The organism is Streptosporangium sp. NPDC002524, assembly GCF_040295985.1.
Classification (GTDB): domain Bacteria; phylum Actinomycetota; class Actinomycetes; order Streptosporangiales; family Streptosporangiaceae; genus Streptosporangium.
Genome location: NZ_JBEOWK010000007.1, coordinates 321318 through 339496, shown reverse-complemented (window position 1 = coordinate 339496; position 18179 = coordinate 321318). Strand labels below are relative to the sequence as shown.

The 18179-nt window shown below is 70.9% G+C and carries 19 protein-coding genes; 11 read left to right on the top strand and 8 right to left on the bottom strand.

The window, feature by feature from the left end; genetic code table 11:
• Positions 1 to 9 precede the first annotated feature (9 nt).
• Positions 10 to 999, top strand: a complete 990-nt coding sequence (locus tag ABT053_RS15040) for a LacI family DNA-binding transcriptional regulator (protein WP_502991762.1) — start codon at positions 10 to 12, stop codon at positions 997 to 999.
• 67 nt (positions 1000 to 1066) lie between these two features.
• Here ABT053_RS15040 and ABT053_RS15035 read toward each other — a convergent pair whose 3' ends face one another.
• Positions 1067 to 1996 carry an SDR family oxidoreductase gene (locus ABT053_RS15035; protein ID WP_350969571.1) on the bottom strand — a complete coding sequence of 310 codons (930 nt, stop codon included), beginning with the start codon at positions 1994 to 1996 and terminating at the stop codon, positions 1067 to 1069.
• A 103-nt stretch (positions 1997 to 2099) separates the two neighbouring features.
• Between ABT053_RS15035 and ABT053_RS15030 the strand changes: the two genes are divergently transcribed.
• Positions 2100 to 2864, top strand: a complete 765-nt coding sequence (locus ABT053_RS15030; RefSeq protein ID WP_350969570.1) for a TetR/AcrR family transcriptional regulator — start codon at positions 2100 to 2102, stop codon at positions 2862 to 2864.
• Complete coding sequence (locus ABT053_RS15025) at positions 2845 to 3486, top strand: MBL fold metallo-hydrolase (RefSeq protein ID WP_350969569.1); 642 nt, start codon at positions 2845 to 2847, stop codon at positions 3484 to 3486. Before ABT053_RS15030 ends, ABT053_RS15025 begins: the two co-directional genes overlap by 20 nt.
• 80 nt (positions 3487 to 3566) lie before the next feature.
• Here ABT053_RS15025 and ABT053_RS15020 read toward each other — a convergent pair whose 3' ends face one another.
• Together ABT053_RS15020 and ABT053_RS15015 are read right to left on the bottom strand one after the other, a co-directional pair.
• Positions 3567 to 4067 carry an ATP-binding protein gene (locus ABT053_RS15020; protein WP_350969568.1) on the bottom strand — a complete coding sequence of 167 codons (501 nt, stop codon included), beginning with the start codon at positions 4065 to 4067 and terminating at the stop codon, positions 3567 to 3569.
• A complete protein-coding gene (locus ABT053_RS15015) occupies positions 4064 to 4312 on the bottom strand; it encodes a hypothetical protein (protein ID WP_350969567.1) in 249 nt (82 codons plus the stop codon). The genes ABT053_RS15020 and ABT053_RS15015 overlap by 4 nt, the downstream gene beginning before the upstream one ends.
• 81 nt (positions 4313 to 4393) lie before the next feature.
• On the opposite strand from ABT053_RS15015, the gene ABT053_RS15010 reads away from it, so the two are divergent.
• The 7 genes from ABT053_RS15010 (at position 4394) to ABT053_RS14980 (ending at position 9343) form a co-directional block, all read left to right on the top strand.
• Entirely contained in the window at positions 4394 to 5473 is a 1080-nt protein-coding gene (locus ABT053_RS15010; RefSeq protein WP_350969566.1) for a helix-turn-helix domain-containing protein, read from the top strand.
• Complete coding sequence (locus ABT053_RS15005; RefSeq protein WP_350969565.1) at positions 5466 to 5675, top strand: DUF397 domain-containing protein; 210 nt, start codon at positions 5466 to 5468, stop codon at positions 5673 to 5675. Before ABT053_RS15010 ends, ABT053_RS15005 begins: the two co-directional genes overlap by 8 nt.
• Positions 5676 to 5697: 22 nt before the next feature.
• On the top strand, positions 5698 to 5931 hold the full coding sequence (locus ABT053_RS15000) for a DUF397 domain-containing protein (protein ID WP_350969564.1): 234 nt from the start codon (positions 5698 to 5700) through the stop codon (positions 5929 to 5931).
• 329 nt (positions 5932 to 6260) lie between these two features.
• Positions 6261 to 6809, top strand: coding sequence for an EXLDI protein (locus tag ABT053_RS14995; protein WP_350969563.1), 549 nt, complete (start codon positions 6261 to 6263; stop codon positions 6807 to 6809).
• A gap of 148 nt (positions 6810 to 6957) precedes the next feature.
• The gene (locus tag ABT053_RS14990) at positions 6958 to 7929 is read left to right on the top strand and encodes an ATP-binding cassette domain-containing protein (protein ID WP_350969562.1); all 972 of its coding nucleotides are present in this window, start codon (positions 6958 to 6960) and stop codon (positions 7927 to 7929) included.
• Positions 7926 to 8729: an ABC transporter permease gene (locus ABT053_RS14985; RefSeq protein ID WP_350969561.1), complete on the top strand. Its 804-nt coding sequence runs from the start codon at positions 7926 to 7928 to the stop codon at positions 8727 to 8729. The genes ABT053_RS14990 and ABT053_RS14985 overlap by 4 nt, the downstream gene beginning before the upstream one ends.
• A 35-nt stretch (positions 8730 to 8764) precedes the next feature.
• Positions 8765 to 9343: a DUF1707 SHOCT-like domain-containing protein gene (locus ABT053_RS14980; RefSeq protein WP_350969560.1), complete on the top strand. Its 579-nt coding sequence runs from the start codon at positions 8765 to 8767 to the stop codon at positions 9341 to 9343.
• Positions 9344 to 9431: 88 nt separating this feature from the next.
• Here ABT053_RS14980 and ABT053_RS14975 read toward each other — a convergent pair whose 3' ends face one another.
• Complete coding sequence (locus ABT053_RS14975; RefSeq protein ID WP_350969559.1) at positions 9432 to 10652, bottom strand: MFS transporter; 1221 nt, start codon at positions 10650 to 10652, stop codon at positions 9432 to 9434.
• A 66-nt stretch (positions 10653 to 10718) separates the two neighbouring features.
• Between ABT053_RS14975 and ABT053_RS14970 the strand changes: the two genes are divergently transcribed.
• A complete protein-coding gene (locus ABT053_RS14970; protein ID WP_350969558.1) occupies positions 10719 to 11705 on the top strand; it encodes an ArsR/SmtB family transcription factor in 987 nt (328 codons plus the stop codon).
• Positions 11706 to 11955: 250 nt separating this feature from the next.
• Here the strand turns inward: ABT053_RS14970 and ABT053_RS14965 are convergent, their stop codons facing one another.
• From ABT053_RS14965 to ABT053_RS14950, 4 genes are all read right to left on the bottom strand, one after another.
• A complete protein-coding gene (locus ABT053_RS14965) occupies positions 11956 to 12507 on the bottom strand; it encodes a hypothetical protein (protein ID WP_350969557.1) in 552 nt (183 codons plus the stop codon).
• A gap of 300 nt (positions 12508 to 12807) precedes the next feature.
• The gene (locus ABT053_RS14960; protein WP_350969556.1) at positions 12808 to 13590 is read right to left on the bottom strand and encodes an SDR family NAD(P)-dependent oxidoreductase; all 783 of its coding nucleotides are present in this window, start codon (positions 13588 to 13590) and stop codon (positions 12808 to 12810) included.
• Between the two features lie 453 nt (positions 13591 to 14043).
• Positions 14044 to 14820, bottom strand: coding sequence for an AMP-binding protein (locus ABT053_RS14955; protein ID WP_350969555.1), 777 nt, complete (start codon positions 14818 to 14820; stop codon positions 14044 to 14046).
• A gap of 805 nt (positions 14821 to 15625) precedes the next feature.
• Positions 15626 to 18130: a tetratricopeptide repeat protein gene (locus ABT053_RS14950; protein ID WP_350969554.1), complete on the bottom strand. Its 2505-nt coding sequence runs from the start codon at positions 18128 to 18130 to the stop codon at positions 15626 to 15628.
• Between the last annotated feature and the right edge of the window lie 49 nt (positions 18131 to 18179).

Below are 18179 nucleotides of genomic sequence, written 5' to 3'. Positions count from 1 at the left end.
GATCGGGCCGTGACAGAGAGTTCGCGGGGACGTCCCACCATGAAGGACGTCGCGGCGGCGGCCGGGGTGGCGCTGAAGACCGTGTCCCGGGTCGTCAACGGCGAGCCGGGGGTGAGCCCCGCCACGGCGGAGCGGGTCACGGCAGCCATCGAACGGCTCGGCTACCGGCGCAACGAGAGCGCCCGCGTCCTGCGCCGGGGCAGGACCGCGAGCGTCGGCCTGGTCATCGAGGACGTCGCCGACCCCTTCTACGCGGGATTCGGCCGCGCGGTCGAGGACGTGGCGCTCCGGCACGGCTCGCTGCTGCTCAGCGGCTCCTCGGGGGAGGACCCCCGGCGCGAGCGGGAACTGGCGCTCGCCTTCTGCTCCCGCGGGGTCGACGGCCTGATCATCGTGCCCGCCGGGACGGACCACGACTATCTGCGGCCCGAGCTCGACGCGGGCGTCGCCGCCGTCTTCGCCGACCGGCCGGGCGGGCTGGACGCCGACACGGTGCTCTGCGACAACGCCGGGGGCGCGCGGGCGGGGGTGGCCCACCTGATCCGGCACGGTCACCGCCGCGTCGCCTTCGTCGGCGACAGCGCGTCCATCTTCACCTCAGGCGAGCGCCTGCGCGGCTACCGTCGCGCGCTCGGGGAGGCGGGCCTGCCCTTCGACGCCTCCCTGGTCGCGACCGGCCCGGCCCGGCAGGCGGGGCCCGCCCTGGTCCGGATGCTCTCCGGCGAGGATCCGCCCACGGCGGTGTTCACCGGCAACGGCCGGATCACCGTGGCCGCGCTGCGCACGGGACACCGGCCCGCTCTGGTGGGCTTCGACGACTTCGAGCTCGCCGACCTGCTGGACCCCGGCGTGACCGTGGTGGCCCAGGACCCGGTCCGCCTCGGCGGCACCGCCGCCGAACTGCTCTTCCGCCGCCTCTCCGGCGACCTCGGCCCTCCCGAACGGATCGAGCTGCCGACCCGGCTCATCCCCCGGGGCTCGGGAGAACTCCCCCCGTGACCGGTCTCCGCACAAGCCGCGACCGGCCGCCGCGCGAGCCTGACCGGTCTCTTGTACGGGCCGGGGGTCAGGCGGCGTGGGCGGGCAGGGCGACGCCGGTGAGGCGTTCGGCCTCGGCCCACAGCCGGGCGTTGACCGCGGGGTCGAGGGCCCTGCGGGGCGGCCGGGCGGTGACGGTGGGGCCGACCAGGCCGAACCGCCCGCCGGGGCCGTAGTAACCGCCCGCGACGGCGGCGGGGCTGGTCGCGGCGTACAGCAGCGGCTCGGTGCCCTGCTCGACGCCCTGCGAGGGCAGGAAGTCGAGGGCACTGAGCAGGGCGGACAGGCGAGACCTCCTGCCGCCGCCGAGGCTCGCGCCCGCCGTCTGCAGGTTCGTACGGGTGTAGCCGGGGTGGGCGGCGGTGCTCAGCAGGTTCCAGCCGCGCCGGGTGGCGAGGTCGGCGAGGTGCCGGGTCAGCATGAGGTCGGCGAGCTTGGACTGGGCGTAGGCGAGGTTCGGGCGGTAGCGGCGCTCGTGCTGGAGGTCGTCGAAACGGATCCGGCCGTAGTGGGCCGTACCGCTGCTCATGGTGGCCACGCGCGGCGCCTCGGCGGCGAGCAGCGTCGGCAGGAGCCGGACCGTCAGGGCGAAGGGGCCCAGGTAGTTGCTGCCGAACTGCAGCTCGAAGCCGTCGGCCGTGGTCAGGCGGACGGGCGGGGACATCACCCCGGCGTTGTTGACCAGCAGGTCCAGCGGGGTCCCCTCGGCGATGATCCCGTCGGCGAACTCCTCGACCGAGGCGAGGTCGGCCAGGTCGATCCGGCGCACCTCCAGCCGGGCGTGCGGGTGCCTGGCCAGGATCTCGGCGCGGGCCCGCTCGCCCTTCTCGATCGTGCGGACGGCCATCACGACGCGCGCCCCGGCGTCGGCGAGCCGCCGGGCGGCCTCCTTGCCCGTGCCGCTGTTGGCACCGGTGACGACGGCGAACTTCCCGCTCTGGTCGGGGACGGCGTACATGGCGGCTCCTTCGGGTGCTTTTAAAGACTGACGGTCTGTTGTTGTGAACGCTAGCAGACTGCCGGTCTCTTAACAAGGGACCGCCGGTCTGTAGACTGCGGGGATGACGACCTTCCAGCGCGCCCGCAGCGAGGAGCAGCGCGCGATGCGCAGGCAGGCGATCCTGGACACCGCCGCCGCGATGCTGGCCGAGATGCCGGTGGCACAGGTGAGCCTCAACGAGCTGAGCCGGCGCGTCGGCCTGGCCAAGTCGAACGTGCTGCGCTACTTCGAGTCCCGCGAGGCCGTGCTGCTCGAACTGCTCGACGTGGCCTCGCGGGAATGGCTGGAGCACCTCGACGGCGCGCTCACCGCCGCGCTCGGCACCGGCACCGGCACGCCGTACGAGCGCGGCGACCGGGTGGCCGCCACGCTCGCGGCCACGCTGGCGGACCGCCCAGTCCTGTGCGACCTGGCCGCCGCCCAGGCCGCGGTGCTGGAGCACAACGTCTCCCCGCTGGTCGCCGCGCAGTACAAGCGCGCCGCCGTCGCCAACGCCGTCACCCTGAGCGGACTGATCCGCGAACACGTACGCGAGCTGGGCGAGCACGACGCGATGAGGTTCACCGCCGCCACCATCATGGTGACCGGCGCCATATGGACCCACTCACGCCCGGCCGCCGCGATGCTGGCCGCCTACGAGGCCGACCCGTCACTGGCCGCCATGCGGCTGGACTTCACCACGGCCCTCCGCGAGACCCTCGAAGTCCTGATCACCGGCCTCCTCGCCCGCCCGTCGCACCGGTCCGCTCGTTCGCCCCTGGCGGATCCGATCAAGAAGACGCGGCGGGGCGAACAGCATGGGACGCATGACGATAAAAATCACTAAGTACGGACACGCGTGCGTGCGACTGGAGAAGAACGGCCGGAGCATCGTCATCGACCCCGGTGCGATGACCCCGGAGGCCGACGCCATCACCGGCGCCGAGGCCGTGCTCGTCACGCACGAGCACTTCGACCACTTCGAACCCGAGCGTCTGCGCGCGGCCGTCGCCGAGGACCCGCGTCTCATAGTCCACACCTGCCCCGGCGTGGCCCGGCACCTGACCGAGCTGGGCGACCGCGTACGGGTCGTACGCGAGGGCGACGTGCTGCCGATCGCGGGCTTCGAGGTGACCGTCGTGGGAGAGAAACACCATTTCAGCCATCCCGACGTGCCTCCGGTGGACAACGTGGGATTCGTCGTCGACGGGGAGGTCCTCCACCCGGGCGACGCGCTGACCGTCGTCGACGTGCCGACACTGCTGGTGCCCGGCCAGGCCCCCTGGATGACGGTTCCGGACATGATCGCCTACCTGCGGACGACGGCACCCCGGCGCGCGTACGCGATCCACGACGGATTGATCAACGAGTGGGGCGTCAAGGTGCTGGAGGGCGTACTCGCCGGCGAGGCCGAGAAGCTCGGCGCCGACATCCGGCGCCTCAATCCCGGCGAGAGCGTCGAACTCTGACCAGCGGCCTGGGTTGAACCTGGAGTGGCGAAAACCGGATCTTCGTTTTCGAGAACCTCACGTGGAGGGAGTGGAGAACCTCACGTGGAGGGAGTGGAGGGGCGGGAAGCGGATCCTGACGCGTGATAGTTCACGAGCTGGAACCAGACCGCCCCGCCTCTCCCGTCCTCGCCGCTGCCCCAGGCACTCGCCAGCAGGTTCACCCAGCTCAGGCCGCGCCCGCTGAGGCTCTCGTCGTCGGTCGCGCGCACCTCGGGCACGTTGACGGCCGAGCCGTCGTCGATCACCTCGACGTGGATCAGATCGCGGCCGAGACCCACGCAGACCGTCACCAGCCCATCGGGCCCGGCCGAGTCGCTGTGCAGCACGGCGTTCGTCACCACCTCGCTGACCAGCAGTTCGACCGTCTCCAGCAGCTCTGCGGGCGCGTGGCCGCTCAGCAGCTCCACCACCCACCTGCGAGCGGCCCCCGCCGACCGCGCGACCCCGTGAAAATCGCGCTGCCCCACGACGCGCAGCCCGTCCCAGCGCCTGATCACCGCGACCATCGCGCCGTGGCCGGTCCGCTCCGGCGCGCTCATGCGGCCACCGCCGACGCGATCATGTCGGCCGCGTTGTCGGCCCCCGCCGAGACCCACTCACCGCGCCGCCAGATCACCGACCACCACGGCCTCCAGACGAAGGCCCACCCACACGCGCGGCGGGTCACCTGGACCCGCACCCGTACCCCACCGGTGGCCATGACCTCCAGCACCGGCGCCCCGGCCGCCGGAACGACCAACGAACTGGAAACCCCGAGCCGCCGCAGGTCCCAACCGAGTTTCACCAGGTGAACGTACTGCTCTTGCTGCGTATCGCGAGGACTCACGACTCCCTCTTTCGCTCGGACGGTTCAGAAGGTGCCTAAATGCGACACAGCTCCGCCATCTACGCATTTACGGAGCGTTTGCAATCACTGCTCTGCGTAACCAGAGTCAAGCATCCCGAAGCCTCGATCTGCAAGACTTCACTACGAGTCCTTGATGCAGCGATCGGCATTGCGAAGCGAAAGCATGAGTGCTTTCATTCCGGATGTGAGAAGCACTCCACGGCGAGAGGGCAAGTGATGCCAGAAGGTGTGACAGGCTCGACGGTGCCACGCCGACAATTGGGGCGATACTTACGCGATCTGCGCATGCAATCACGATTTACGGTCAGGTTGGCCGCCTCCAAGCTGGAGTGGTCGGAGGCCAAGATCTGGCGAATCGAGACCGGTCAAACGTCGTTGCGATCCCTCGACGTCGAAACGATGTGCAAGATCTACGGCGCACCGGCCGATCTCACACAAGCACTGATGGGCCTGGCCAAGGAAACCAAGAATCGCGGCTGGTGGCACGCGTATGGTGACGTGATTCCAGAAGGCTTCGACCTCTACATCGGGCTGGAGGAAGCGGCATCACACCTGGCCTGGTATCAAACAGACCTGGTTCCCGGCCTGCTCCAAACCGCCGACTATGCCGGGACGCTGATTCGCACCGACAACCCCGATTTAAAAGAGGGCGAAATCGAGCGCCGCGTGCACGTACGCATCGCCCGGCAATCGCTGCTCACCAGGGCGACCGATCCTCCGGCGCTGCGCGTGGTCTTGGACGAATCCATCCTGCGCCGTCCGATCGGCGGCGAAAAGCTGATGGCGCGTCAGCTCGTCCATCTGGTAGAGGTCAGCGAGCTGGCCAACGTCACCATCAGGGTGATTCCCTTCAGCCGTGGGCTGCATCCTGGCGTCATGTCTGGATCGTTCGTCACACTACGATTCCCGACGAGCAGCGACGGGAAGGACACAGAGCCGCCAACCGTCTACGTGGACGGCTTCACGGGCGCACTGTACCTGGACAAAGAAAGCGAAATCGAACGCTACGACGTCGCCTTCGACGCTATCTGGAACACGGCGCTCGACGAGCAGGAATCAAAGAACCTCATCTCTCAAGCGGCAGGGATCCATGAATAAGTTCGATTTATCAGATGCGATCTGGCGCAAGAGCAGCCGAAGCGACGGACAAAACAACTGCGTGGAAGTCGCCATGCTGCCACAGGGAAACATCGGCGTACGCGACAGCAAGGACAAAAGCGGTCCGGCTCTGATTTTCACATCAAATCAGTGGGAGACCTTCGTCAGCGATGTCAAGTTCGGCGTTTTCGACCTGGATTGAAAACCTGATGCTAGGAGATGTGATGTCCGTGCCAGAGCCGTCCGGCGAAGTATGGCGCAAGAGCTCGCGAAGCGGGAACGGACAAAATTGCGTCGAGGTCGCCGTGATCTCGAAGGGCGGAAACGAGCGACACGACCGCGCGTACGCGGTGCGTGACTCGAAGAACCCCAACGGCCCCCGCCTGGCCTTCACCGCTGGCGGGTGGCGGGCCTTCATCGGCGGCGTCAAGAACGGCGAGTTCGACACCCTGACTTAAGCCCAGGCAGTCCTCATCACCCTTACGAGGGGCCTCAACATCTGCGCGTTTGCCGTGTCCTGCCCGCCGTCCACCCCTCCTCATCACCCCTGCGAGGGGTCGCAACGCGGTGAGGTAGCAATAGACGCGGGCGTCGCGGAGGTCCTCCACTCCCGCGAGGGGCCACGATTCCTCACCCGCCACGACACCTGATCCACCTGGGCCGATCCCCCTCCAAAGCGGCGATCAACCCGCAAGAAGACGCGACATAACGCGAAATTTCCAAAGGGTCTTGCCGTGCGCCTCACTCTATACGTAGCCTTATACGTATACGGGATGAGGATGGAACGATGCCCAATAAAACGATCTACGTCTCCGACGAGGATCTGCCCCTGTTCCAGCGGGCGCAGGAGCTCGCCGGAGGCAAGTTGTCGACGGCGATCAGCGTGGCGCTGCGGCGCTACGTCGAGATGGAGGAAGGCCGCCAGGAGGGCTACGAAGAGATCATCGTGCAGGTCGGCCAGGGCGGTACGGGCCGCAAGCAGCGTTTCTCCGGGGTGCTGCTCGGCGAGTGGGGACGCACGACGGGCAGCCGGGTGGAGATGTTCCGGGTCTACCGCTCCCGCAAGAACAAATACGTCCTGCACGTTGACCGCTCGCCCGACTGGACGGACAGCCTGACGTCGGGGGCCGACAACTGGCTGGAGGGGCTTCTCTCCCGCGGCGCCTGGCGGACCTATCTCGGCCTGGCCGACTCGACCTGGGGCTTCGTCCAGGGCGAGGCCACGCTCGAGGTCGTGAACACCTTCCAGGAGCTGCGCGGCAAGGTCCCGGACGAGTTCTACGACCTGATCGCCGACATGGCCGAGCGTCCCGTTGTGGAGGACCTCGACATCTAACCCCACCTGACCAACGCAACGGACGGCCGCCAGGCGACCGCCCGCTACCCCGTCACACCCTCATCCCGCCCATCCCGTCCATTTCGCCATCTCCCTACCCCGTCATGCCCTCATCCCCTCAGAACACGAGAACGAAGGAGAAAGCCGCATGCCCCCCGCGATCACAGCCGAAGGGCTGGTCAAGAAGTACGGCGACGTCGTCGCCCTCGACGGGCTGGACCTGTCCGTCCCCCAGGGCACGGTCTTCGGCCTGCTCGGCCCCAACGGCGCGGGAAAGACCACGTCCGTACGGATCCTGACTACCCTGCTGAAACCGGACTCCGGCCGCGCCACGGTCGCCGGGTTCGACGTCGTCGCCGACGCGCACCGGCTGCGCGCCCACATCGGCGCCTCCGGCCAGTACGCCGCCGTCGACGACCACCTCACCGGCGCCGAGAACCTGGAGATGGTCGGCCGCCTCTACCACCTCGGCGTCAAGCGCAGCAGGCAGCGGGCCCGCGAGCTGCTGGAACGCTTCGGCCTGGCCGAGGCCGCCGACCGCCCCGTACAGGGGTACTCAGGCGGCATGCGACGCCGCCTCGACCTGGCCGGGGCGCTGGTCGCCGACCCGCCGGTGCTGTTCCTCGACGAACCCACCACCGGCCTCGACCCCCGGGCCCGCGCGGGCCTGTGGGACGTCATCTCCGAGCTCGTCGCCGACGGCACCACCGTGCTGCTCACCACGCAGTATCTGGAGGAGGCCGACCGGCTGGCGAAGACGATCGCGGTGGTCGACCACGGCCGCGTGATCGCGCTCGGCAGCGCCGACGAGCTCAAGGACCAGGTCGGCGGCGACCGCATCGAGCTGACCGTGACCAGCGCCGCCGACCTGGACGTCGTACGGCGCACGCTGGCCCCTCTCTCCGTGGGGGAGATGCGGGTCGACGCCGTCGCGCTCCAGCTGACGATCCCGGTCAGCGACGGCGCGGCCTCGCTCACCAAGGCCTTGGGCCACCTGGCCGCCGAACGCGTCGCCGTGCGCGACGCCGGGCTGCGGCGGCCGACGCTGGACGAGGTGTTCCTGAACCTCACCGGACACCAGGCCGGAGAACTCACCACGACGAAGGAGCCCACCCGATGAACACCCTCCAGATGGCGATCGCCGACGGCATGACGATCACCAGGCGCAACGTCCTCAAGATCAAGCGAGCGCCCGACCTGCTGGGCGGCGTGATCATCCTCCCGATCGTGTTCGTGCTGCTGTTCGCGTACGTCTTCGGCAGCATGATGGCGTTACCGGGCATGTCGTACCAGGAGTACATGATTCCCGGGATCTTCGTCCAGACGATCGTGACGAGCGCGCAGATCACCGGCTACACGCTCACCCAGGACCTGCAGAAGGGCATCTTCGACCGGTTCCGCACGCTGCCCATGTCCCCGTCGGCGGTGCTGACCGGCCAGACCTCCAGCGACGTCCTCATGAACGTGAGCAGCATCGTCGCGATGGCCCTCGTCGGGCTGGTCGTCGGCTGGCGCATCCACTCGGGGCCGCTCCAGGCCGTGCTGGGCTTCCTGCTGCTCCTGCTGTTCTCGTACGCGTTCTCGTGGGTGACCGCGACGGTCGCGCTCGCCCTGCGCAAGCCCGAGGTCTTCAACAACATCGCCACCATCGTGTCGATGCCGCTGGTCTTCCTGTCCAACGCCTTCGTCGACAGCACGCGCCTGCCCGGACCGCTGCAGGTCGTCGCCGAGTGGAACCCGGTCTCCACGGTCGTCCAGGCCGCCCGCGAGCTCTTCGGCAACACCAACACGGCCATGCCGGCGCCCAGCGCCTGGCCGCTCCAGCACGCGGTCCCGGCGACGCTGCTCTGGTCGGCCCTGCTCCTGGTCGTGTTCGTGCCCCTGTCCATCCGGCTGTACAAGAGGGCGGTCAGCCAGTGACCCGCCTCGGCGAAGAAAGGCAGATGAGGACGCAGATGGAACCGCGGATACGCGTCTCCGACGGAGAACGCGACAGGGTCGTGCGCCAGCTCCAGCAGGCGTTCGCCGACGGCCGCCTCGGCCCCGGCGAGATGGAGGAACGGCTCGAACGCGCGCTCACGGCGAAGTCCCACGGCGACCTGCTGCCGCTGGTCGCCGACCTGCCGGACGACCCGAACGCCCCGGACACCCCGCACGGCCCGGACACCCCGGACGACGTACTCCAGCTGACGACCACGGGCGGACGCATCAAGCGGTCGGGCGCCTGGGAGGTCCCGCGCCTGCTGCGGGTCGAGTCCGAGTACGGCGGGGTGCGGCTCGACCTGTCCGAGGCCGTCGTACGGTATCCGGAGATCGACATCGAGATCCGGCTCCCCTACGGCTCCGCCACGATCATCCTGCCGCCCGGCGCGACCGCGAACGTCGACGGGGTACGCATTGGATGGGGCAGCGTGACCTGCCCGCTGCCCGGCCGCGCACGTCCGGGCGGGCTGCACGTCCGGATCACCGGGGAGATCGACTACGGCCGCCTGCGCGTCCGCACCTCGCGCGAGTGGTCCGGCCACCGCCGCTGAGCCCCGGCCGAGGACCCCGAGTACCCCGAGGACCCCAAGAGTGCCGGGTTCGCGGACGGGACCGTACCCGGCCCTCGGGCGGACGTCGTCACGCGGGCCGCCGCGCACCCGCTCTCAGCGACCGGTGCAGGAGGAGGGAGGAGACGACGGTCGCGGCTCCCGTGAGGACGACGGCCATGTGCGGGGAGGTCACCTCGGCGGCGACCCCGACCAGGGCGCCGCCCAGGGCCTGGCCGGTCATCATCCCCGCCGAGGCCAGGCCGAACGCCTGGCCCCTGACCGGTTCGGGCACCGCGTCCACGAACCACCGCTGCAACCCCAGCTGGCAGGCGGTCGACGCCGCCGCGGAGAGCATCACGACCAGCGCGGCTCCGGCGAGCCCCGGCTGGAGGGCGAAGGCGAACAGGGGAACGCCCGACACGACCGCGAGGGGAAACGCCAGCCGTTCCCTCCCGGTGGGCGAGACGAACCGGCCGACGACGAAGCTCCCGGCCGCCAGGCCGACGGAGGCGGCGGCGAGCGCGAACCCGGCGGCGTTCCCCAGGTAGGGGACCATCATCGCCTCGGCGCCCACCACGAGCGAGACCGGCAGCCACTGCGCGAGCAACAGGCCGCGTACCCGGGGGTCCGCCAGCAGGGCCCGGTTGACCCGCAGCGTCTCCCGTACGGCACCCTCCCCCTTCGGGTTCGCGGCGTCCGCGTTCCCCGCGTTCCTGGCGGGGAAGTCGGGCAGGCCGTAGCGCAGCACCACGGCCGCCAGGGCGGACAGCGCGGCGGTGACGGCGAGCGCCCCCGCAGGGCCCGCGAGGGCGAGGATGGCGCCGCCCGCCGCCAGGCCGCCGATCTGGGCCCCGGCGGAGGTCACGTTCAGCACGGACCTGGCCAGGACGAACGCGTCACCCGGCAGCAGGTCGGGCAGGAGGGCGCTGCGCGCCGCCCCGAAGACCGGCGAGAACAGCCCGGTGGCCAGGACCAGGGCGAGCATCGCCCAGACGGGCAGCCCGGCGAAGGCCAGGAGCAGGCAGGTCACCACCCGTACCAGCTCACCGGCGACCATCAGCGCACGCGGCCGGATCCGGTCGGCCAGCGAGAGCAGGAACGTCCCGCCGACGATGTACGGCAGGAAGCCCGCCATGTACGTCGCCGCCGACAACCCCGGCGAGCCGGTCCGCGCGTAGACCAGCGCCGACAGGGCCAGCATCTTGACCTGGTCCCCCGCCACCAGGAGGGTGAAGCCGCCGAACAGGACACGGAACTCCCGGCTCGCGAAGACCTCCGTGTAGGTCGCGCCGCGCTCTTGTGTGGTCATGGGGACGATGCTGGAAGACGGCAGGACACCTGGCTAAGCTTTCGGATATATCCGAAAGGTCGCTCAGTGGTACTCCGCATCGAGGTCACCCCGCACGACATCATGGCCAGCAGGTTCGCCATCTCCCCGCTCATCGTGACCCACCACGCGCTCTGGATCCTCTCCGCCAGGAGGGAGGCCGGGGAGTGGCGGGCGTGGGCGGGGAGGATGCGGGAGCCGTACGGGAGACTGCTGCTCACGCACCCCGGGCTGGGGGCCATGGTGGCGCTGTTCCGCGAGCGGCGCTACAACGCCGACTTCCCCGCGCCGCCGCCGGCCGGGGTGAACACGCCGTTCGAGGCGGAGATCGCGGTGGTGCGCGCCACCCCGGCGGCGCGGGCGCACGCCGAGATCGCCAGGAACCTGGAGGGGATGCCGCGCCTCCCGGACTCCGTCGGGGACGTGCTGTCCTCACCGGACGTCGTACGGCTGTTCGCCGAGGCGCTCACCGCGATCTGGGAGGAGATCGTCTCCCCCGCGTGGCCGCGCTTCCACGCGATCCTTGAGCGGGACGTGGTCCAGCGGGCGGGCCGCCTGGCGACCTACGGCTGGGCGGCGGCGCTCGACGACCTCACCCCCCGGGTCCGCTGGCGCCCCGACGGCGTCATCGAGGTGCTCTCCAGGGACGCGGACGAGGCCTACCGGCTCGGCGGGCGCGGGCTGCTCTTCATCCCGACCGTGTTCCCCATCGGGGTCGGCTCCTACCTGGAGAATCACTGGCCGTACGCGATCAGCTACCCGGCCCGGGGCACCGGCATCCCGCCCGAGACGCCGGACGGCCTGGCCGGGCTGATCGGCAGGACCAGGAGCCGCCTCCTGCTGGAGCTGGCGACCCCGGCGACCACCACCCAGCTCGTCACCCTGCTGGAGCTGAGCCTGGGCACCGTGGGCGGCCACATCTCCGCCCTGCGCAGGGCGGGCCTGGTCACCGGGAGCCGCACCGGCCGGGGCGTCCTGTACCACCGCACCGCGCTGGGCGACTCCCTGGTCAGCCCCTCGGACCTCCGGCCTTGAGAAGCCGGGCCTCCTCCCCGTGACACGAAGCCGGAACGCCGGGAGCGCAGACTCAAGGAACCTCGCTCCAGGGGGCACCACTTCGGAAAGCACCGCTTCGGAAAGGACCGCTTCGAGGGGCACCGCTTCGGGGGACACCAGTCTGGAAAGCACCCCCTAGGAGAGCACACCGCCTCAGGGGAGCACCACTTCGGGGAGCACCGCTTCGGAGAGCATCCGTTCAGGGAGCATCGCTTCAGAGAGCACCGCTTCAGGGAGCACCGCGATACCCGGCGGCGCGTAGCCGCGTGGCGATGCCGTCCAGGCCGCAGGGATCGCCCCAGCGGGAGGCCGGATCGACCTCCTCCATTCCCCCGACCACCTTCAGGCCGCTGCCGAGGAGCATCCCCTGCGGGTGGGCCGCGTAGATCGGTGTCCGGGCCGGCAGGGCCGCGCGGTCCTTGACCACGGTCCCCGCGCGGGTGTCCGGATAGGCGAACAGCAGGATCCAGGTGCCCCGGGGCACCGCCCGCCCGAAGTCGGCCACCGAGTTGATCGGTTTCCCGCCCCTCAGCCCGCCCTGGAACACCTTCACGTGGACCAGGTCCCCGGCCCGCCCTTTGAACCGCTCGGTCACCCGCACCGGCATCAACACGTAGTGCACACGGTCCCCGGGGAATCCCTCCTCGACGACCGGTCCCGGCACGAAGTCCTCGACGGTGCCCGCGACGACCAGCGGCACCTTCGCCGCGAGCCCCTCCGGGTCGGGGAGGGGGGCGTAGTCGAAGATCATCTGCCGGAACGGTTTGGTGCTCAGCTTCACGGAGGGGGCCGGAGCACACCCGGTTCCGGCCCCTGTCTTCTTCCCGGTCCCGGTCCCGGTCCCGGTCCCGGTCGACGCGGGGGCCGGGGCCGCCGGTGCGCCCGTACTCCGTGCCACGGTCGCGGGCGCGCCGCAGGCGGTCAGCGCGACGAGGAGCGGGAGGAGCGGGAGGGCGGCCAATCGCATGATCGTAAGACGTCCGCGGGCCTCGTCCGGTTCAGCCCTCCGGAGGCCGCGAGGTCGTGGAACCGCGAGAGCCGGCCGGGGACGGTGCCACCGGTTCCGGCCGTGACGACGCGCTCAGGTCGTGTGCGACGGGAGCGGGACGCCGGTCAGCTGGGCGCACGCGTCGAGGAGGCCGTCCTGCACCTCGGGCGACCGCGCGGCGGGGTGGGCGAAACGCGGCTCCTGGTGGTGGAAGTAGCCGCCGGTCACGGTGGCCTCGGGGTCCTGGCTCGTGGCCAGCCACACCTGCGTCACGGGGCCCAGCGAGAGGTCGTCGGGCGCGCCCGGCCCTCCCATCTTCGTCGGGACCCAGCCGGGTTCGAGCGCGTTGGACAGCACGTCCGGCCATCGGCGGGCGACCGCGAACGCCAGGACGACGTCCAGCAGCTTGCTGTCGGCGTACGCCCGCGAGCCGTCCCAGTTTCGAGTGCTCCACTGGAGGTCGTCCAGCTTGGGGTCCCCGCCGCGATGCATGCCGGAGCTGAGGTAGACCAGCCGGGCGGGCGGGGTGATGAGTGCCGTGAGCAGGTACGGGGCGAGCACGTTGACCGCGAACACGTGGGACAGGCCGTCGGCGGTCTCGATCCTGCTCGGCTCCCGGTATCCGACGGCGGCGTTGTGGATGATCGCGTCGTAGCGGTCCCGCTCGTCGGCCTGGGCCGCCACGGACCGCATCCCCTCGATGGTGGTCAGGTCTCCGACGAGGACGGCCTCCGCCTCCGGCAGCGCGTCGCGCGCGTCGTCGGCGCGGGTGTCGTTGCGCGCGTGCAGCGTGACGCCGTGCCCGTCGTGAGCCAGCAGCCGGGCGGCCATGAGCCCGAGGCCGTCGGTGGAGCCGGTGATCAGAATGCGCGCCATGAGAACGATCCCCTTTTGCAGACCATGCTGGTCGTTAACTACCCACGGGACGGGAGCACACGCCGCCGGACACGCATCTGCCCAGGTAAAAGGCCCTGGTCAACCGCCTCCCAAGACCCCGGCGACACACGGGGACCACCGTCCCGCGAAGATCCGGGGACGCGCGGCCACCGCCGTCCTCCAGGGTTCCACGAGACGGCTCGAACACACCGGGAACACGGTCCGGGACACCTCGTACGTGCTGGACGGCCCCGCCGGAAGGGGCCGGGGGCGGGGCCGAGGGACACCCCGGGCGCGGCTGGACCGCCCCGCCGGACAGGACCGAAGGACGCCCTGGGCGCTACTGGACCGCCCTGCCGGACAGGATCGGGAGACACCCCGGCCACCCCGGACGCGCCGGACACGCCGGACGCGCTGGACCACCGCCCCGCCGGACAAGGCTCGGCGAACTCCTCAGACGCGCTGGACCGCCCCGTCGGACAGCGCCACGACGGTGATGCCGAAGTCGTGGATGGTCGCCGACAGCTCGTCGGGCGAGAGGCCGGGGGCCACGACGACGAGGGAGCCGCGCATCAGTGCCAGCCCGATCAGGGTCGTCATGGCCAGGCTGCACCGCAGGGGCCAGGTCACCAGGAGGACGTCGGACTTCCCCAGCTCGGCGCCCTCGTCGAGGACGTTCATCCGCACGATCAGGTCGTGGTGGGTGAGCACGCCCCCGTCGTCGATCAGGAGGGCGGGCTGCACCGCCGGGTCGAGGAAGGGCAGCGGGACGGGCTCCAGGAGCAGCAGGTCGGCGAAGTCGACGGTGTCGCGGGCCTGGCCGAACGCGATCACCTGCCGGACCCGCGAGTCCTCCACGGCCCGCAACGACGCGTCAGCGAGGCGCGGGGTGGTGATGAGCAGCCGAGCGTCCCACTCGGCGAGCAGGTCGGCCATCTCCTCGCATCCGGAGGTGATCGGCGCCGCCACCCCGCCCGCCGCGATGACCGTGTGCACCGCAAGCGTCTGGGCCACCGCGCTGTCGACGTGGATCCCGGCCACCTGGCGTCGCCGGGCACCCCGCCTCACCAGGCCCGAAGCTCCCCGCGTCACCTCCGCGGCCAGCCGGCGGTAGCCGTACACCACTCCGGCGCCGAGGTCGATCAGGGCGGGCCGGTCACCTCGACCGTGCGCGTAGCCGAACACCGCTTCGGTGAGGGTGCAGCTGGTGGACGGAGAGGTGGGTCTCATTCCGCCGACGGTAGGGCCGCTCGATCCACGCGGGCATCCGCAGATGTATGTAGATGATTGTGTATTCGCCCCCCTGCCTCCCGGACGGTGCCCGCCCCACGAGTCCGACACCCGGCTCACAAGCCCCGACGCCCCTCGGACGGTCCCCGGTCCACTAGTCCTGACGCCTCTCGGACAGCCCCCATCTACTAGTCCCGGCGCCTTTCAGACAGCCCCCGATCCACTGATCCCGGCCCCGCTCGGACGGTCCCCACTCCACTAGTCCCCGTGCCTCTCGGACGGCCCCCGGTCCACCGCTCCGACGCCCCTTGGGACGGTCCCCGCTCCACCGGCCCCGACGCCCCTTGGGACGGTGCCCAATCAGCGGCCCCCTGCGCCGCGACCACGGGAGAAACCAGGAGAACGCCGGGCGGGCCCGAGCCCTGCGCGACTCGAGCCCGCTGTCGCATGACCCATGGCCCAGGCCCCCACCCCTCCGAGGAGACCTCGGCCATCAACGGGGACACGCGACGTCCGCAGCGTGCTCGACCGAGACGCCCGGGATGGTGTGGACCTGCCGTCCCGACCGGAACAGTGACCGGCACGGTGCGGAAGGCTGGACGTCATCGGTCGAACACCAGGAAAACGTACGGTGCGCGGCGGGCATGACACATGCTCCGGACTGCGTATCCCGGGATGTATCTTCACACCCGCGAATGTGTAGCCCGGAGTATGTAGAACTCACCGGCGCCGGACGAACCGGACGAACCGGGTGAGCCGGGTGAGCCGGGTGAGCCGGATGAGCCCGGTGAGCGGGTCGCGCCCGCTAGGCGCGGTTCTGTTCGATGACCCAGGTGGCGACCTGCGTGCGTGAGGAGAAGCCGAGCTTGGCCAGGATGTTGGCGACGTGCCGGGCCGCCGTGGCGGGGCTGATCACCAGCTCGTCGGCGATGGCCTTGTTGCTCATTCCCCTCGCGATCAGCTCGGCGATCTCCCATTCGCGGCAGGTGAGCGTGGTCATGGGGGCGACGGCCTGCTTGCCGAGCAGCAGGGGCGTCTCGTACGGCTCGTCGAACTGCAGGGCGTAGCGGACCGCCTGCTCCTGGGACATCTCCTGGCCGTGCGCCCACAGCTGCGCGACCAGCGCGTCGCCGAGGCGTACCCGGGCGGGCTGGAGCAGCTCCTCCATCCGCGCCCCGAACCCGGGGGGCAGCACGGCGCCGCTCATCGCGCTCCTGATCGCGGCGGAGGCCCCGGCCAGGCGCACCGCCCGGCGGTCGTCCTCCTCGGCGAGCGCGAGCTGCGCGAGCGTCTCGATGCGGCGGGCCACGCCGAGCCGCTGGCCGGTCCCGATGCAGAGCCGCAGGCTCTCGATCAGCCTGCCCCGCGCGGCGGCGAGGTCTCCCTGGGCGAGCGCGATCCGGCCCAGCCCCGACAGGCAGGTGATGGCCTGCCAGTGGGCGGTGATGTCCTGGAGCATGTCGAGGGCGCGCTCGTAGTGGGCGCGGGCCTCCGCCAGGTCGCCGCGCAGCCAGGCGACCTGGGCGAGGCCGATGAGGGCGACCGGCGCGGCCCAGTGGTTGTCGAGCTCGTGGGCGATGGCGAGCGCGGCCTCGAAGGACCGCTGCGACTCCTTCGCCCTGCCCTCCGACAGTGCGAACGTGCCCTCCATGGACCGGATGACCGTCTCGTGCCAGGGGTCGTCGATCGTGCCCACGGCCTCCAGCGCGTCGTCCAGCAGGGACCTGGCCCGCTCGGGGCGCCGCTGGTAGATGGCGACCCAGGCGAGGACGGCGAGCGCGCCGCTGAGCGGTCCGTACAGGCCCGCCTCGCGGCACAGGTCGACCGCGGCGGCGCAGGCGATCTGCGCGGTGTCGGGGTCGCCCTGCCCGAAGGCCACCTGCCCGCGCAGCGCGAGCGCGTCGCCGCGCACGCACGGCGTCAGCTCGTCGGGGTCGGCGCCGAGCAGGCGGTCGAGCCACTTGTCGGCGGGGGTGAACCTGCCCCCGGCGATGATCGGCCAGCGCAGCAGGACGAGGAGGCGCAGCGCGCTCTCGGGGTCGCCCGCGGACTCGACCGACCAGCGCACCGCCGCCCACACGTTGGCCTGGAGCTCGTCCAGCAGGACCAGCATCGGGCAGATCTCGGTCCAGGCCGGGCGGGGGCACCGGACGATCGTCCGGTGGATCCGGGCAGCGAACTCGATCATGTGGTCGCGGTGCAGCCGCCGGAACTCGGGCTCCTCGCCCGAGGCGTCGAGCTGCTCGGTGGCGTACTCGCGGATCGTCTCCAGCATGCGGTAGCGCGTCTCGCCCGCCACCTCGGCGTCGGCCAGGACCAGCGACTTGTCGACCAGGTCGCAGAGCACCCCCAGGACGTCCTCCGCCCACAGCGCGTTGCCCGCGCAGACCTGCTCGGCCATGTCGAGCGTCCACCCGCCGGTGAAGACCGCGAGGCGGCGCAGCAGGATCCGCTCGGGCTCGTTGAGCTGCTGGTAGCTCCAGTCGACGGTCGCCCTGAGCGTCTGCTGCCTGGCCGGGGCCGTCCTGTCTCCCGCGGACAGCAGCCGGAACCTGTCGCGGATCCTGGCGTTGATCTGCTCCACGGTCAGCACCCGGCACAGGGCGGCGGCGAGCTCGATGGCGAGCGGCATCCCGTCGAGGGCCTCGCAGAGCCCGGCGATGTCGGCCGCGTTCTGCTCGGTGACGGAGAAGGCCCGCGAGGCGGCGGTGGCGCGGTCGGCGAAGAGGCGCACCGCCTCGCTGGTGCCGAGGAAGAGCCGCACGCCCTCGCTGGTGCCCAGGTCGTGGCCGTCGCTCCTGGGCAGGGTGAGCGGCGGCACCCGCCACACGGTCTCCCCCGCCACCCGCAGCGGCTCGCGGCTGGTCGTGAGCACGCGTACGTCGGGGCAGACGGTGAGCACGGCGCGGCAGAACCGCGCGGACTCCTCGATGAGCGACTCGCAGTTGTCCATCACCAGCAGCAGCCGCCGGTCGCCGAGCGCGTCGATCAGGGTGTCGGCCAGCGCGCGGGACGGCTCGGCCTTCACCCCGAGCACGGCGGCCACCCTGGGCTCGATCTGGTCGCCGCGCACCGCGTCGGCCAGCTCGACGAGCCAGACCCCGCCGGGGAACTCCCCCGCCACCTGGCCGGCGACCCGGACCGCGAGCCTGCTCTTGCCGATGCCGCCCGCCCCGCAGAGCGTCACCACCCGGGCGACGCCCAGCAGGTCGGTGAGCTCTTCCACGTCGGCTTCGCGCCCCACGAAGCCGTTGGGTTCGAGGGGGAGGTTGCCTCCGGTGAGGGAGGCGTGTGCGGGGTCATGGGTCATCGGCTCTTAGGAGAGGTCGCGGGTAGAACCGTCACAGAAAGTGTGACAT